This window comes from Planococcus glaciei (assembly GCF_900099655.1).
In the GTDB taxonomy this organism is placed as follows: Bacteria; Bacillota; Bacilli; order Bacillales_A; family Planococcaceae; genus Planococcus; species Planococcus glaciei.
This window is the reverse complement of sequence record NZ_FNDC01000013.1, coordinates 74,296-89,756: the sequence shown is the minus strand read 5'-3', so window position 1 is coordinate 89,756 and position 15,461 is coordinate 74,296. Positions and strand designations below refer to the sequence as shown.

17 protein-coding genes are annotated in these 15,461 nt (G+C 48.6%); 1 reads left to right on the top strand and 16 read right to left on the bottom strand.

Features of this window, described 5'->3' with window-relative positions:
* Positions 1 to 94 precede the first annotated feature (94 nt).
* Complete coding sequence (locus tag BLQ32_RS15220) at positions 95 to 907, bottom strand: pyruvate, water dikinase regulatory protein (protein ID WP_036809444.1); 813 nt, start codon at positions 905 to 907, stop codon at positions 95 to 97.
* A gap of 10 nt (positions 908 to 917) precedes the next feature.
* Positions 918 to 1,556, bottom strand: a complete 639-nt coding sequence (gene ccpN / locus BLQ32_RS15215; protein ID WP_036809447.1) for a transcriptional regulator CcpN — start codon at positions 1,554 to 1,556, stop codon at positions 918 to 920.
* A gap of 315 nt (positions 1,557 to 1,871) precedes the next feature.
* Between ccpN and BLQ32_RS15210 the strand changes: the two genes are divergently transcribed.
* A complete protein-coding gene (locus BLQ32_RS15210; protein ID WP_074510988.1) occupies positions 1,872 to 3,248 on the top strand; it encodes a glycine--tRNA ligase in 1,377 nt (458 codons plus the stop codon).
* A gap of 185 nt (positions 3,249 to 3,433) precedes the next feature.
* On the opposite strand, the gene recO is transcribed toward BLQ32_RS15210, so the two are convergent.
* The 14 genes from recO to BLQ32_RS15140 all read right to left on the bottom strand — a co-directional run bounded on the left by recO (position 3,434) and on the right by BLQ32_RS15140 (position 15,455).
* The gene (gene recO, locus BLQ32_RS15205) at positions 3,434 to 4,228 is read right to left on the bottom strand and encodes a DNA repair protein RecO (protein ID WP_036809454.1); all 795 of its coding nucleotides are present in this window, start codon (positions 4,226 to 4,228) and stop codon (positions 3,434 to 3,436) included.
* A 12-nt stretch (positions 4,229 to 4,240) separates the two neighbouring features.
* Positions 4,241 to 5,158 (bottom strand): GTPase Era, encoded by a 918-nt coding sequence (gene era / locus BLQ32_RS15200; protein WP_074510987.1) that lies wholly within the window; start codon positions 5,156 to 5,158, stop codon positions 4,241 to 4,243.
* On the bottom strand, positions 5,142 to 5,552 hold the full coding sequence (locus BLQ32_RS15195; RefSeq protein WP_036809460.1) for a cytidine deaminase: 411 nt from the start codon (positions 5,550 to 5,552) through the stop codon (positions 5,142 to 5,144). The genes era and BLQ32_RS15195 overlap by 17 nt, the downstream gene beginning before the upstream one ends.
* Positions 5,553 to 5,571: 19 nt before the next feature.
* Positions 5,572 to 5,925: a diacylglycerol kinase family protein gene (locus BLQ32_RS15190; protein ID WP_036809463.1), complete on the bottom strand. Its 354-nt coding sequence runs from the start codon at positions 5,923 to 5,925 to the stop codon at positions 5,572 to 5,574.
* The gene (ybeY, locus tag BLQ32_RS15185; protein ID WP_074510986.1) at positions 5,912 to 6,394 is read right to left on the bottom strand and encodes an rRNA maturation RNase YbeY; all 483 of its coding nucleotides are present in this window, start codon (positions 6,392 to 6,394) and stop codon (positions 5,912 to 5,914) included. Before ybeY ends, BLQ32_RS15190 begins: the two co-directional genes overlap by 14 nt.
* A gap of 2 nt (positions 6,395 to 6,396) precedes the next feature.
* On the bottom strand, positions 6,397 to 8,532 hold the full coding sequence (locus tag BLQ32_RS15180) for an HD family phosphohydrolase (protein WP_074510985.1): 2,136 nt from the start codon (positions 8,530 to 8,532) through the stop codon (positions 6,397 to 6,399).
* A 120-nt stretch (positions 8,533 to 8,652) separates the two neighbouring features.
* Entirely contained in the window at positions 8,653 to 9,612 is a 960-nt protein-coding gene (locus BLQ32_RS15175; protein WP_074510984.1) for a PhoH family protein, read from the bottom strand.
* 147 nt (positions 9,613 to 9,759) lie between these two features.
* A complete protein-coding gene (locus BLQ32_RS15170) occupies positions 9,760 to 10,197 on the bottom strand; it encodes a hypothetical protein (protein ID WP_074510983.1) in 438 nt (145 codons plus the stop codon).
* Between the two features lie 30 nt (positions 10,198 to 10,227).
* A complete protein-coding gene (gene floA / locus BLQ32_RS15165) occupies positions 10,228 to 11,214 on the bottom strand; it encodes a flotillin-like protein FloA (RefSeq protein WP_036809479.1) in 987 nt (328 codons plus the stop codon).
* A 3-nt stretch (positions 11,215 to 11,217) separates the two neighbouring features.
* Complete coding sequence (locus BLQ32_RS15160) at positions 11,218 to 12,063, bottom strand: NfeD family protein (protein ID WP_083335360.1); 846 nt, start codon at positions 12,061 to 12,063, stop codon at positions 11,218 to 11,220.
* A gap of 335 nt (positions 12,064 to 12,398) precedes the next feature.
* Complete coding sequence (rpsU, locus tag BLQ32_RS15155; RefSeq protein ID WP_008431605.1) at positions 12,399 to 12,572, bottom strand: 30S ribosomal protein S21; 174 nt, start codon at positions 12,570 to 12,572, stop codon at positions 12,399 to 12,401.
* A 95-nt stretch (positions 12,573 to 12,667) separates the two neighbouring features.
* Positions 12,668 to 13,336, bottom strand: a complete 669-nt coding sequence (gene deoC, locus BLQ32_RS15150; protein WP_074510982.1) for a deoxyribose-phosphate aldolase — start codon at positions 13,334 to 13,336, stop codon at positions 12,668 to 12,670.
* Positions 13,337 to 13,367: 31 nt separating this feature from the next.
* Positions 13,368 to 14,702 (bottom strand): tRNA (N(6)-L-threonylcarbamoyladenosine(37)-C(2))-methylthiotransferase MtaB, encoded by a 1,335-nt coding sequence (gene mtaB / locus BLQ32_RS15145; RefSeq protein WP_074510981.1) that lies wholly within the window; start codon positions 14,700 to 14,702, stop codon positions 13,368 to 13,370.
* 15 nt (positions 14,703 to 14,717) lie between these two features.
* A complete protein-coding gene (locus BLQ32_RS15140) occupies positions 14,718 to 15,455 on the bottom strand; it encodes a 16S rRNA (uracil(1498)-N(3))-methyltransferase (RefSeq protein WP_074510980.1) in 738 nt (245 codons plus the stop codon).
* Positions 15,456 to 15,461 lie beyond the last annotated feature (6 nt).

The following is a 15,461-nucleotide window of genomic DNA, read 5'->3' as shown; positions in this document are numbered from 1 at the left end:
CTTAATATAATTTATCCACAATTCTTCATTATAAAACGTTTCTGTGAAAAAATCCACAAATAAAAATAGAAAAACCGCCCTCTCAGGTGGTTTTTCAAAAACGGTTATTTCGTTTATTCAAAATCAGGTTAGCGGTTTCTTCAACCGCCCGGTTGGTGACGTCCACCACTTCACAGCCGATGCGCCCCACCACTTTTTCAAAATGCGCGATTTCTTCGTGGATCCGGTTGATCCGGGCGTAATTCGCGTCATCGCTTAAACCGAGCGCAATCAGCCGCTCTTTCCGGATATGGTTCAGTTTTTCCGGCGAAATGACAAGGCCGAAGCATTTGGATGGATCCACTTTAAACAGCTCTTCCGGCGGATCCACTTCCGGCACCAGCGGCACGTTTGCCACTTTCAACCGTTTGTGCGCCAAGTATTGGGACAACGGAGTTTTAGAAGTGCGCGAAATGCCGACAAGGACGATATCCGCCATCAAAATGCCGCGCGGGTCCCGGCCGTCATCGTACTTCACTGCAAACTCAATGGCTTCCACTTTCTTGAAGTAGTCGTCATCGAGTTTCCGGACGAGGCCTGCTTCTTCAAGCGGCACCGATCCCAATTCCCTCTCCAAAGCGTCCATCAACGGCCCCATCAAATCGACCGCCGTCACTTTGTATTTAATTGTTTCTTTTTTTATATAGCTTCGCAAATCGTGAGACACCAGGGTGTACACGATAAAGGCATTTTGCTGCGCAGCCAATTTGATGATTTCCTGCAAATGATCCACCGAATCAATGTATGGAAATCTTTTCAGGACGGCATTTTGATCCGCATATAAATACTGGCTGATCGCTGCCTTTGCGACAAGTTCCCCTGTTTCTCCAACTGAATCGGAGACGATAAACAAGCGAAGCTGTTTCATACTATGCACCTCACAATTCATGGCTTTCCGACAAGGATAAAAATGCCCGTGTAATATTCGTTTTTGTCAATCGGCCAATCACTTTAAAACCTTCCGGCTGCTCATCGACCACCGGCAATGCGTCAATCTGCTGATTGATCAAGCGATGCGCAGCCTGGATCAACGATTCGTTTTTCACGCAATAAGTAATATTCGGCATCCGGGTCATAATGATATGTACGGGGATGGCAGCCAGATCCTGATTGCCGAGACTGGTTCTGAGCAGGTCTTTGCGCGACAACACCCCAGTCAAAAGGGAGTTCTTATCTACGACAAACAAGGTGCCGACATCGTCCAGAAACATCTGGCTGATGGCGTCGTAAACACTGACGTCTTCCCGCACAACGACGGGAATCGATTGAAAATCTTTCACCTTCATGTTGTTCATCGTATCCGAAATATCCTGCCCCGGTTTTTTCCCGGAATAAAAATATCCCACACGCGGGCGGGCATCCAAAAAGCCGGCCATCGTCAGGATGGCTAAATCAGGTCTTAATGTCGCTCTTGTCAAATGCAGACGGTCTGCAATCTGCTCACCCGTAATCGGGCCATTGCCTTTGACAATCCGCAAAATCTCTTCTTGCCGTTTATTGAGTTCGATCGGACTCACCGCCTCAAAATATGTTATACTCAATGTTAATTATTATATACTAATGAACGCGATATTGCGAAGAAAAGTTTAGCATGGTACAATACTTATCGAATCGAATATCAGGCACTGATGGAGAAAAACAGTACTGTCGCAAAAAGCGAGCGGGGATGGTGGAAGCCCGCACAGACAGGAAACAGGCGCTCCGGAGCCATTATCTTTTAAGAGGGCTGAAACTTTCAGCCAATCGGGGTGGAACCGCGGGTTATAACGTACTCGTCCTCGGACTATATGTCCGGGACGTGTACGATTTTTTATTTTATGGAGGTAATTTTTATGTCAATGGAAGATGTAGTATCGTTAGCGAAACACAGAGGATTTGTTTTCCCGGGCTCTGAAATCTACGGCGGCTTGGCAAACACTTGGGATTACGGCCCGCTTGGCGTCGAACTGAAAAACAACATCAAAAAAGCATGGTGGAAAAAATTCGTCCAGGAATCCGTGCACAACGTCGGCCTTGATGCGGCGATTCTGATGAATCCAAAAACGTGGGTGGCATCCGGACACGTCGGCAACTTCAACGATCCAATGATCGATTGCAAAAGCTGCAAAACGCGCCACCGCGCCGATAAACTGATCGAAGATGCACTCGATGCAAAAGGCATCGAAATGATCGTCGACGGCCTGTCTTTCGAAAGAATGGCTGAATTGATCCAGGAACATGACATCAAGTGTCCGACTTGCGGCGCGCAGGATTATACCGACATCCGCCAGTTCAACTTGATGTTCAAAACTTTCCAGGGTGTGACCGAGTCCTCTACGAATGAAATCTTCCTTCGTCCGGAAACGGCGCAAGGGATTTTCGTCAACTATAAAAACGTCCAGCGTTCCATGCGCAAAAAAATGCCGTTCGGGATTGCACAAATCGGCAAAAGTTTCCGAAACGAAATCACTCCGGGGAACTTTACGTTCCGTACGCGTGAATTCGAACAAATGGAACTTGAATTTTTCTGCAAACCGGGTGAAGACTTGGAATGGTACGCTTACTGGCGCGATTTCTGCAAAAACTGGCTGTTGAACCTGAACATGTCTGAAGACAATATGCGCCTTCGCGAACACGACGAAGACGAATTGTCCCATTACTCCAATGCAACAGTCGACATCGAATACAAATTCCCATTCGGCTGGGGCGAGCTTTGGGGCATCGCAGACCGCACCGACTTTGACTTGAAGCGCCATATGGAACATTCCGGCGAAGACTTCAACTACATCGATCCGATTACGAACGAACGCTACGTTCCGTATTGCATCGAGCCTTCCCTTGGCGCAGACCGCGTAACACTGGCATTCCTAGTAGATGCCTACAACGAGGAAGAGCTTGAAAATGACGACAAACGCACCGTTTTGAAATTCCACCCGGCGCTTGCCCCTTATAAAGCGGCTGTCCTGCCACTATCCAAGAAATTGGCTGAAGGCGCAACGGAAGTATTCGCTGATTTGGCGAAGCATTTCATGGTGGATTACGACGAGTCCCAGTCCATCGGCAAACGCTACCGCCGCCAGGATGAAATCGGCACTCCGTTCTGCATCACATACGACTTTGATTCTGTGGAAGATGGCCAAGTAACTGTGCGCCACCGCGATTCTATGGAGCAAGTGCGCATGCCGATCGGCGAAGTGCAAGCTTATATCGCTAAACACATTGAGTTTTAATAGATGAACAATCCGGAGCATCCATGTGGTGCTCCGGATTTTTTTATGTCCATGGGACACGCGCTTTTGCTGCGGACAGTAAGGTGCCGGTTTGGGACAGTATTTCGCCTCAAGCGGATAGTATTCTCCACCTTTCCGACAGTACCCGCTTCCCAGCACGTTTTCTCCACACAAAAAAGACCCGCTCAGGTGATTTCATCCTGCTGCGGGTCTTGTTCTTCTTTTTTCGGCAAAAATTCAGGTGTGCGTTCGAGCTGTTCCAGAAATTTGCGCGATTTCAGGCGTATCCCTGCCTGTTCTTCGTAAATCGTCCGCACAATGCCCTTCAGCAGCGACTTTGATTCCTTTTTCAGCTTCAGCGAACCGACGCGTTCGATCGGCACAAAATAAAACGTACGAATGAGCTTAACGAGCGCCGGGCTCAAACGGATGATGTAGCGGTCGATGTGGAAACAGCGATGGCACAAGAAGCCGAGTTCCTCGAACGAAAATGCGAATTCGCCGTCGGTGGCGCCGCAATTTGCACATTGGTGCAAAGTCGGAGTGAGGCCCGCGGACGGCAGCATCTTCCATTCAATGAACAGCGAAATCGCTTCCGGGTCGTAGCCTTCTTCGATTGCATGAAGCGCCTGGTACAGCATATCGTAAATGGCGGGCTGCGGTTCGTCCTGTTCGGTCAGCCGGTCAATCAATTCGGTGATATAGCTGGCATAAGCCGTTTTCATGATGTCTTCCCGGATATGCCGGAGCGACTCCAGCGGGTCTCCGCTTTGCAGCGTGCCCATGCCTTTGCCTTTGAAAATCGAATAGCTGCCATGCGTAAATTGTTGGGTCACGGCTGCCAGGCGGCTCGAAGGCTTTTTCGCGCCTCTTGCCATGCAGGTGATTTTTCCTGCTTCCCGGGTGAACAACGTGACGATTTTGTTGTTCTCGCCGTATGCCTGCGCCCGGATCACAATTCCCTCTAATTGATTCAGCATGAAACCGACTCCTTAATATTCGTCGTCTCTGAAACCGAAATCACGCAAATGCACTGCTTTGTTGCGCCAATCCTTCTGGACTTTGACCCATAGCTCCAAATACACTTTAGAGCCAAGCAGGTTTTCGATGTCTTTCCGTGCACGGGAGCCGATTTCCTTCAGCAGAACGCCTTTTTTCCCGATGACGATGCCTTTTTGGGAATCGCGTTCGACCATGATCGTTGCCTGGACGCGGATCATGTCTTTGTTTTCGCTGTCCGGCGCAATTTTCTCAATGACAACCGCGATGGAATGCGGAATTTCTTCCCGCGTCAAATGCAATGCTTTTTCACGGATCAACTCCGAAATGATAAAGCGCTCCGGATGGTCGGTGATTTGGTCGGCCGGGTAGTACTGCGGCCCTTCCGGCAGGTATTCCGTAATTTTGGCCAGCAAGTTCTCGACGTTATTGCCTTGCAGCGCCGAGATCGGAATCGCTTCTTTGAAATCGAATTCGTTGCGGTAGCCTTCGATGATTTTCGGCAAATTGTCCGGATGGACCTGGTCGATTTTGTTCAATACCAAAAAGACCGGCACATCGATGCCTTTCAGCATATCCAGGACAAAACGGTCCTGTTTGCCGATACGGTCATCCGCGCTCGCCACAAACAATAAGACATCTACTTCGCGGAACGTGTTCTTCGCTACCCGCAGCATGAAATCGCCCAGTTTATGGCGCGGCTCGTTGATTCCAGGTGTATCGATAAAGACCATTTGGCTGGAGTTTGTTGTCACGACTCCCTGGACTTTGTTGCGCGTCGTCTGCGGCTTATCGCTCATGATGGCGATTTTCTGGCCGACGACACGGTTTAGAAACGTCGATTTGCCGACATTTGGGCGTCCGATGATCGAAATAAAGCCCGATTTAAATCCGTTATTTCCCTGCTGCATACTCTAAATCCTCCGTTGAAAACGCACCAGGCAACAGTTCGCTGACTGTCGTTTCCTGGACGTCGCCATTTAAATTTGTTAAATAAACCGGCATGTTCGGCGCGCAGAATTCTGCGATCACTTGGCGGCATGCGCCGCACGGCGACACCGGGCCTTTCGTGTCTGCTACCACGGCAAGTGCCGTGAAGTTCCGTTCGCCTTCAGATACAGCTTTGAACATCGCCGTACGCTCTGCGCAGTTTGTCATTGAATAGCCCGCATTTTCAATATTGCAGCCATGGTAAACTTTGCCGTCAGCAGTCAAGAGCGCTGCGCCGACCTTGAATTTTGAATACGGCACATATGCCCGTTCACGTGCAGTTTTTGATTCTGTCATCAATTGTTCTTTTTCCATTACGAATCACCTCTGTTAGTTAAAACCATTTTGGGATAAAGATTAGTAAACCAATTATAGCACTTGCAGCGGCAAATACCAAAACGGCGCCCGCCGCTATGTCTTTCGCTTCTTTTGCAAGCGGGTGGATGTCCGGCGACGCCAAGTCGACGACCCGTTCAATCGCCGAGTTCATCATTTCCAGCGCCAGCATTCCGCCGATCAGCAACAGAACGATGAGCCATTCACTTTTGGAGAGCCCTGTCCACACACCTGCAGCCAGGACCACAAAGGCGGCCAGGACATGCAGCTGCATATTTTGTTCCCGCTTTAACGCAGACCCGATTCCCTGCATGGCAAACTTGAATGAATTGAAAAATCTACTCGCCTTCATAACCGTCACGGGTTATTCCAAGCGACGACAAGATTTCTTCCTGCTTGGCGAACATGGTCTTTTCGTCTTCTTTTGTCATGTGGTCGTAGCCCAGCAAATGCAAAAAACCGTGCACAGCCAAAAAGCCCAATTCCCGTTCAAATGAATGGCCGTAATCCGCTGCCTGTTCTTTTGTGCGGTCGAGTGAAATGATGATATCGCCCAGCATACGCGGTTCCATGGAGCCGACGATTTCGACTTCCCCTTCGCCGAGTTCTTCCATAGCAAAGGAAATCACATCGGTCGGCGCATCCTTGCCCCGGTATTCTTTGTTGATATTCTGGATTTCATCATTGGTCACAAAAGTGACGGACACTTCAGCAGCTCCAATGTTTTCAGCGTCAGCCGCATGCTGCAAAATTTTCTCCACAAATTGCAGTTCATTGTCGCTTAAACTTTCAGTTTCGTCCATAAAATCGATTGACATCATACCTATTCCTCCAGTCTTGTGGGTTCTTTCGGATACTCAATACGCGAATGGAAGATGCCATTCAGCGTCTCGCACATAATGTGCTTGACTGTCTTGAGTTCTTTCATGGTTAGATCGCATTCTTCGAATTGCCCATCTTTCAGTTTATCCTCTACAATTGCATCGACCAAATTTTTTATTTTTTCAGATGTCGGTTCTTTCATGGACCTCACGGCCGCTTCCACGCTGTCTGCCACTGAAATGATGGCAATTTCTTTTGTCTGCGGCTTCGGCCCGCTGTAGCGGTACATTGCTTCGTCCACTTCAGGATTTTGTTCTTTTGCTTTATGATAGAAAAATTTCAGCAAACTGGTGCCGTGGTGCTGGGCCGCCACGTCGACGATTTCCTTTGGCATCTTATGCTTTCTCAACAGTTCGGCACCGTACGTGCCGTGCTCCAAAATGATGCGGCTGCTCGTTTCCGGCGGCAGTGAATCATGGGGATTGCGCATATGCATCTGATTTTCGATAAAGAAATGCGGCTGCTTCGTCTTACCGATATCGTGGTAATAGCAGCCGACTCGGGCAAGCAGCCCGTTTGCGCCGATCGCTTCACAGGAAGCATCGGCCAGATTGGCCACCATGACGCTGTGGTGGTAGGTACCGGGCGTTTCGGTCAGAATTTTCTTCAATAGCGGGTGATTGGGATTGGACAGTTCAATCAATTTCATTGTCGACAGCAAGCCGAAAGCCGATTCAAAAAACGGCAATAAGCCGATCGCCAGCGCACCGGACAACAAGCCGGAAATGACAGCCGCAGAAAAATAAAAACTGATTTCGGTCCAATCATACTGGCTTTGCCCGACGAGCAGATAAAAGCCGACAAATAATGCATTCACCATAGCCACTGCAACGCTTGTCTGGAGCAAGCGGGTGCGCCGGTCGTCCTGCTTGATCAAATAAACGCCAATCAGGCCGCCAAATATAATATACAAAGCAAGATCCATCCGGATTACGGCGGCACTGCCTTCTTGCAACAACATACCCCCTAATGCCCCTGTAAGAAACGTCACACAGACTGCAATTCGTTCATTCAATAGCATTCTGGCAATCATACCCGCCAGCGCAGTCGGAAACAGGAATGCGATGACCACATCAAAATTACCGCTTACCACATGAATAATTTCCATAATGGCCATTGAAAACGCAAGTACGGAAAAAACGACCAGAAGCGCCGTTATTTTTTTCTGCTCGGTTGTATCGGTTTGGCGGATCATGACCGCCAGAACCGCCACGGCAATCACGACAAACAGCAGCAACCCAAAGAGCGGTTTGTAATCCTGCTGGTCTTCCGTCATGCCGGCAAGTTCCAGCTGGCGGTAAACTTCGCGGTCAACGACTTGCCCTTCCTGAACCAAAACCTGCCCCTGCAGAATGCGCGTCGGTTCCACACTGGCTCTGGCCTGTTCGAGCTGTGCGTTCGTCAATTCCTCGTTGACCACTTCATTGGGAATAATGCTCGCGCGGCCGATCATTACTGCAGCCTGCAGGATGGATGCGGGTATTTTTGTTTCTTTTCGTATTTCCTGCTCCGCTGCGTTGCGGAAAGCCGCCACTTCGTCCTCGCGGATCGGGTGTTCCAACGTATCCAAAACAATTCCCGTTAAGAATTGCTGCACTTCCTGCAGTTTGCCCGGCGGCAGCACCAGCAAGGCGCGAAGCATTTCATCGGTCAGTTTCAGGCCGTTATCGCTCGTTTCCATCAGCCGGATATTTTCCTGCAGCGATTCAATCATCTGATCGGTTTCAACCGGTTTGCCGTCTTTGTTATCCGGTAAGCTCTTTGCTTCCAGAATATACCCAAACAGCGAATCGACTACCGCCGCCTGATTGGCAGCGATTTCTTCATTGAACTGGTAACTGGGCTGCACTTCCGAAGCTGCCCGTTCCCGTTCCAGTTCCGTCTTGAAAGGATCGACTACCGTTTTCGCCGAACGAATCGGCTCTTCTGAAAGCTGAAAAAGTTCGATGGAATACTTGTCAGTTTGCAGTGAACTGTATAAAAACGCATACATGATGGCTCCGATTGCCACAACCAAAATGGCGGCCACCAGTTTATATCCTGCTTTTTCGTAAAGTTGTTCTGCTTTTTTTCTCATCCCGGACACCCCACTCTAGTACTTCTATCATATCAATTACCGAATGGGATTTCACGGATAACTTGAAATTATTTGAAATTGGACTCCCTTTTCACAAGGTCGATATAAAAAAACCAGCCCTCAAGAAGGCTGGTCATCGTATGCTTCGATAATTTTTGCAACTAGCGGATGGCGAACCACATCGCCCCGTTCCAGGTATTGAATATGGATGCCGTTGACGCGCTGCAGAATCGTTTCAGCTACAATCAGCCCGGATTCAGCACCGCGCGGCAAATCGATTTGTGTTTTGTCGCCGGTAATGATCATTTTCGAACCAAATCCAAGGCGCGTCAAGAACATCTTCATTTGCGCTTTGGTCGTGTTTTGCGCTTCATCCAGGATGACAAAGGCTTCATCCAATGTACGGCCTCTCATGTAGGCGAGAGGGGCGATTTCAATGGTGCCGCGCTCAATCAACCGGTTGGTCTGTTCAAGCCCCAGCACGTCATGCAACGCGTCATACAAAGGCCGGAGATAAGGATCCACTTTTTCTTTTAAATCGCCGGGCAAGAATCCAAGGCTTTCGCCAGCTTCCACCGCCGGGCGCGTCAGGATGATTTTTTTGACTTGACCGTTTTTCAGTGCCTGTACTGCCATGACAACCGCCAGATAGGTTTTGCCTGTTCCTGCCGGCCCAATCCCGAACACGAGGTCCTTGCTGCGCACCGCCTGGATATAATGCCGCTGCCCAATTGTTTTTGCACGGATTGCTTTGCCGCTAGCATTGCGGGCCACTTCTTCATCATACAGTTCGGCGAAATATTCAATGGTGCCGGCTCTAGCCATTTCTATTGCGGAAACGATGTCGCGCTGATCGATATTGATGTTTTTGCGGATCACTTTCAATAATTGTTCAATCAGCAATTTCCCGATTTGCTTGCCTTCTTCCGAACCAGACAGCCGGATCACATCGCCGCGGGTAATTATTTGAATTTGGAACGCTTCTTCGATTAAGGTCATGTGACTATCAGATATCCCGAGCAGCAGCACCGCTTCATTTGGGTCTTTCACATGAAGTTCAAGTAGTTGGTTTTCTGTCATGTAGTCGCTCCTTGGAATGTGAATTTACTATAAATTCACTGTATCACTAAAGGTGAATAGTTGTAAAACATTTTACAGTATTTTTGTTTACATAATTAAGTTATAGAAAACTAAAAACCGGCCAGCAGGCGCTGGCCGGTTTGCCTATTATCTTTTTGATTTCGGCGGCATTAAAATCTCCGCTAAAATAATTCCGCGCTGCATATCTTCTGCATCAAGAGGCAGCAGATCTTCTCTGCTGTTTTCTTTCTGCGGGCTTAATGGAATAGCGTTATGCGCCGACAACCTGCCCGGCGAAGCCATTTCTTTAGCCTGTCTCTGCACTTTCTGGACCGGCAAACGTTCAGCAGCTTTTTCGGCAGCCCGTTTAACTTGCTGGGTTCTTTCCGGCTGCTGTTTCATCTGGGTTTGCAGGTCGCCATAAATTTCCTTGGCATAATCCTCCGCCCGCTTTAACGTCCGTTGTCCGGTTTCTCTCGCAGGCGTTCTACGCTGCTGCGGTGCATTGGCATCTCCATCGCCTTTTTTGTTATTAAAGAAAGCGCCGATGGCCATTACAATTAAACCGAATATGAGAGCTTCCATGCGAAAAACCTCCCTTGTGGCTGCCCGTTGTTATTTTGCATCCACTTTTTCTGAGCCAGTACGGGCAATCGAATCTCTCATGCTGGTATCCGCCTGGACGTTTTTGTAATTGATGTAATCCATCACGCCCATATTGCCGTTGCGAAGCGCTTCGGACATGGCAAGCGGCACTTCTGCTTCCGCTCCCACAACTTTCGCTCTCATTTCGACAACTTTCGCTTTCATTTCCTGTTCGCTTGCTACCGCCATAGCTCGGCGCTCTTCCGCTTTTGCCTGGGCGATTTTCTTATCCGCTTCCGCCTGCTCCGTTTGAAGTTCGGCACCGATGTTTTTTCCGATATCAACGTCTGCAATGTCGATGGATAAGATTTCAAATGCCGTACCGGAATCCAAGCCTTTGCTTAAAACCGTTTGCGAAATCAAGTCCGGGTTTTCAAGAACTTTTTTATGGCTGGTGCTTGAACCGAGTGTCGAGACAATCCCTTCACCAACACGGGCAACAATCGTTTCTTCCCCTGCACCACCGACTAAACGGTCGATGTTGGCGCGAACCGTGATACGCGCTTTTGCTTTTACTTCGATTCCGTCCATGGCTACACCTGCGATAAACGGTGTTTCAATCACTTTCGGGTTAACGGACATCTGTACCGCTTCCAGCACGTCACGGCCTGCCAAGTCAATGGCTGCTGCCCGTTCAAACGGCAATTCAATATTCGCCCGGTGTGCCGCAATCAATGCGTTGACGACGCGGTCGACGTTACCGCCCGCCAAGTAATGGCTTTCCAGTTGGTTGATAGTGACCGTCAGACCCGCTTTTGATGCCTTGATCAACGGATTCACGATGCGCGATGGAATTACGCGGCGAAGGCGCATCCCGACTAATGTAAAGATGCTGATGCGGACGCCTGCAGCTAGTGCAGAAATCCATAATGTGATTGGCACGAATGTAAAGAAAATCGCTAAGACAACGATAATACCAATTATCGCAGCGCCAAGACCAATTGCTTCAATTCCCATTCTTTATTCCTCCTCTTGTTTTTCTAGTTCACGGACAACAATCCGCGAACCTTCTACTTTAATGATCTTCACTTGCTTGTTCGGATCGATGAACCGGCCTTCCGACACGGCATCAATCCGCTCTTCCCCCAGTACGATTGTTCCAGACGGGCGAAGAGCCGTAGCAGTTACGGCAATTTGCCCGATCAGTTCCGGACGGTTAACAGCTGAAACATAGCCGCTTTCCGTATCGGTGGCATCCGTTAAAATCAGCCGTTTGAACAATTGCGGCCGTTTGCCAAAAAATTTCACTATGATCACCATCCCTGCTGTAGCTGCGATTAATGCGATGAAAATTGAAATGGCAGTAGACATCAAACTTCCTCCGGCCAGGAAAACACTGACCAGGATCGACGCAATGCCGAGTATTCCCAAAATGCCGCCGGGAATAAGAAATTCAGTAAACAGCAAACCGAGACCGATGATCACTAAAGCAATGGATCCAAATCCCGCGTATCCTGCCACAAAATGCCCGTAAAAAAACAGCACAAGTGAAATGAGGCCGATGATTCCCGGAACGCCGACACCCGGCGTGAAAAACTCCAGCAGCAGCCCAAGGGCAGCTATCGTCAACAAAACCGGCACGACTAAAGGATGAGTCAAAACAGCAGCCGCTTTGCTGGAGAAAGTTTCAGGGGCCCCTGTATTTTGCAAAACCGGAGCCGTGCTTGCCGACTTTGTTTCTCCAAAAGCCGTGCTCTCCGCCGCAAAAACGGAAGAGCCATCCGCAGCCTCAGGTACCGCATCTAAAAACAGCAACAACGATAAGAACAAAAGACTGAATGCCAGGAAGCCTTTCAAGCTGTGCATAGGACCCGCCCCTTCCACTTAAACCCGCTTTTCCAATCAATTGAGCATGGGCTCCGCTGATTGGGACTCTTTTTACTGTTCTATTGTATATACGGACAAATACGCCAATGGTTTCATTTTTCTCGCTATTTTTATTATAGACTATTTCTTCGTGTTACTTAAAGAATGCGCTTACAGGATTCTCCTAAGCATGCTTGGTGTGTCAATCTGATGGCGCCTGTTTGCCATGTGCCGGCTAAAAAAATAGAAATAGAAAACCGGCTGTACGATTAATCGTACAGCCGGTTTTTGCTGGTCGTTCATATTTTTTAAAAGTCATTTAAAATTAAAGTCAATTAAAATTTACGTTTACGCGCAGCTTCTGATTTCAGTTTGCGTTTTACGCTTGGCTTATCATAATACTCGCGCTTTCTTACCTCTTGCATTGTTCCGGACTTAGAAACAGTGCGTTTGAAGCGGCGAAGAGCATCTTCAATTGATTCGTTTTTACGAACAGTTGTTTTTGTCATCTCTTTTTCCCTCCCTCCGAACACACGTTGAAGCAAATAACAACAAGTGTTATATATTAAGAAATTATAACGTATAAACCTATATAGGTCAACACTTAATAATCAGAACTTGCTGTTAGCCCCTGCATAATTTTTACGCCGGAGCTTGCGCCGATGCGTGTTGCACCAGCTTCCACCATTGCTTCGAGATCTTCCAGGCTGCGCACTCCGCCTGAAGCTTTAACGCCTAAATCCGGCCCGACAGTTTCACGCATCAATTTAACGTCTGCCACAGTAGCGCCGCCTGTTGAAAAGCCGGTTGATGTTTTCACAAAATCAGCTCCTGCTTCTTTAGTAAGGCGGGATGCCGTCACTTTTTCTTCGTCTGTCAAAAGGCTTGTCTCGATGATGACTTTGACAATCGCTTTGCCTTTTGCCGCTTCGACAACTGCAGCAATATCATTTTTAACCCATTCCGTATCGCCGCTTTTCAATGCGCCGATGTTGATGACCATATCAATTTCGCCTGCTCCTTTGGCAATCGCATCTTTTGTTTCAAATGCTTTTGTTTCAGAAGTGGACGCGCCCAGCGGGAAACCGATAACGGTGCAGACTTTCACTGTGCTGTCTGCCAATTCTTTTGCTGCTGTCGCTACCCAGGCAGGGTTGACGCAAACAGAAGCAAAATTGTATTGTGCTGCTTCTTTGCAGATTTGGACGATTTGTTCTTTTGTAGCTTCAGCTTTTAACAAGGTGTGGTCAATATAAGATGCAATGTTTGACATATTGGGAAACTCCATTCTGATTTTAAATTGATTAGACGACCAGTTCTTCCATCACTCGGACAAATTGCCCTTCGTTGTATGGATAACCGGCTTTCGTAATTTTCACTTTGACGATTTTGCCGATCAGCGACTCATAACCGGGGATCACGACTCTCAAATAATTATCCGTATAGCCTTCCATTAACCCGCTATCCGGATTTTCTTTGAACCGCTCTTCCGGAATGATTTCCAGCAATTCACCTTCAAATTGGGAAGCGTACTCTTTCGCCAATTGATCGTTCAACGCAATCAGCCGATGGACGCGTTCGTTTTTAATGTTTTCATCGATCTGGTCTTCCATGCGCGCCGCCGGAGTGCCTGTGCGCTGCGAATAAGGGAACACGTGAAGTTCAGAAAATTTATGGTCGTTGATGAAATGATACGTCTCCATAAATTCCTCTTCCGTTTCTCCAGGGAATCCGACAATGACGTCGGACGTAATCGCAAGATCCGGCAAAGCTTTCCGCAGCTGGATCAGCCGTTCAGCGAAAAATTCCATCGTGTACTTCCGCCGCATCCGTTTCAGCACCGTGTTTGATCCGGATTGAATCGGAATGTGAAGGTGGCGCACCACGATATTGGATTTTTGCAGCACGTCAATCACTTCATCCGTCAGCTGGCTTGCTTCAATGGATGAAATGCGCAGCCGCTTCAGCCCTGTGACTTCCATTTCCAAGTCGCGCAGGAGCTGAGCTAAATTGTAGTTTTTCAAATCTTCTCCGTAGCCGCCTGTATGGATGCCGGTCAGTACAATTTCCTGATATCCTGCATCCACCAGCTGCTGGGCTTGGCGGACCACTTCTTTCGGGTCGCGGGACCGCATGAGCCCACGTGCCCAAGGAATGATGCAGAACGTGCAAAAATTATTGCAGCCTTCCTGGATCTTCAAAGACGCACGCGTATGGTCCGTGAACGACGGCACGTCCAATTCTTCGTACACCCGGTTTTTCATGATGTTGCCGACCGCATTGATCGGTTTCCGCTCCCTTTTATACTGCTCGATGTAGCCGAGCAGTTTGGTGCGGTCTTGCGTCCCGACGACAATGTCCACTCCGGGAATCGCCATTATTTCTGCAGGTGAAGTCTGCGCGTAGCAGCCTGTCACACAAATGACGGCATCCGGATTTTGCCGGACAGCCCGGCGGATGACCTGGCGGCTTTTTTTGTCTCCTGTATTGGTTACTGTGCATGTATTAATGACATAAACATCGGAATGACGATCAAACTCGCTGCGCTCGTAGCCTTGTTCTTTGAACAATTGCCAGATTGCTTCTGTTTCGTAATGATTCACTTTACAGCCTAAGGTATGGAACGCTACCGTTGACATAAGTGGCCACCTCTTTCATTCGAATTCATAGGACATTGCAGATAATGCATATAACGGAGCCGTTTCGGTTCGTAAAATCCGGGGGCCAAGCGACGTGAACAACGCACCGCTTTCTTTTAGGAGCGCGACTTCCGTGTCAGAAATCCCGCCTTCCGGGCCGAACACAAACAAGATTGAGTCTTTATCATACAATGATTTCAAGGTTTCAGCAAACCGCGTCCGGCTCTGTTCGCGTGCTTCTTCCTCATACGCTACGACGACGGCATCAAAGCTTTTTGCCGTTTCCATCAGCTGTTTGAATGTATGCGTATTATGTATTTCAGGGATGTGGGTCCGATGAGATTGCTCCGCCGCTTCTTTGGCAATTTTCTGCAGCCGCGCCCGTTTCTTTTCGCTTTTCGAGCCATCCCATTTGACGATGGACCGTTCTGCCGCAAACGGGATCAGTGCATGCATCCCAAGTTCGGTCGCCTTTTGGGCAATCAATTCCAGCTTGTCGCCTTTGGGCAATCCACAGGCAATCGCCACTCTTTTCGGCATTTCCACATCCGTTTGAAGTTCTTCTCCAACTTCGACCTCGACATCAAATTCCGCTTTTAAAATCGTCGAAAGAAAAGCCTTCCCTTCGCTGACAATGATTAACCGGTCTCCGGGTTCCTGGCGCATAACTTTGGCGATGTGCTTCGCATCATCGCCAGTTATGGTCACTATTCGGTTTTCAGGAACTGGGCCTTCAATAAAATATCTTTGCATCACAGC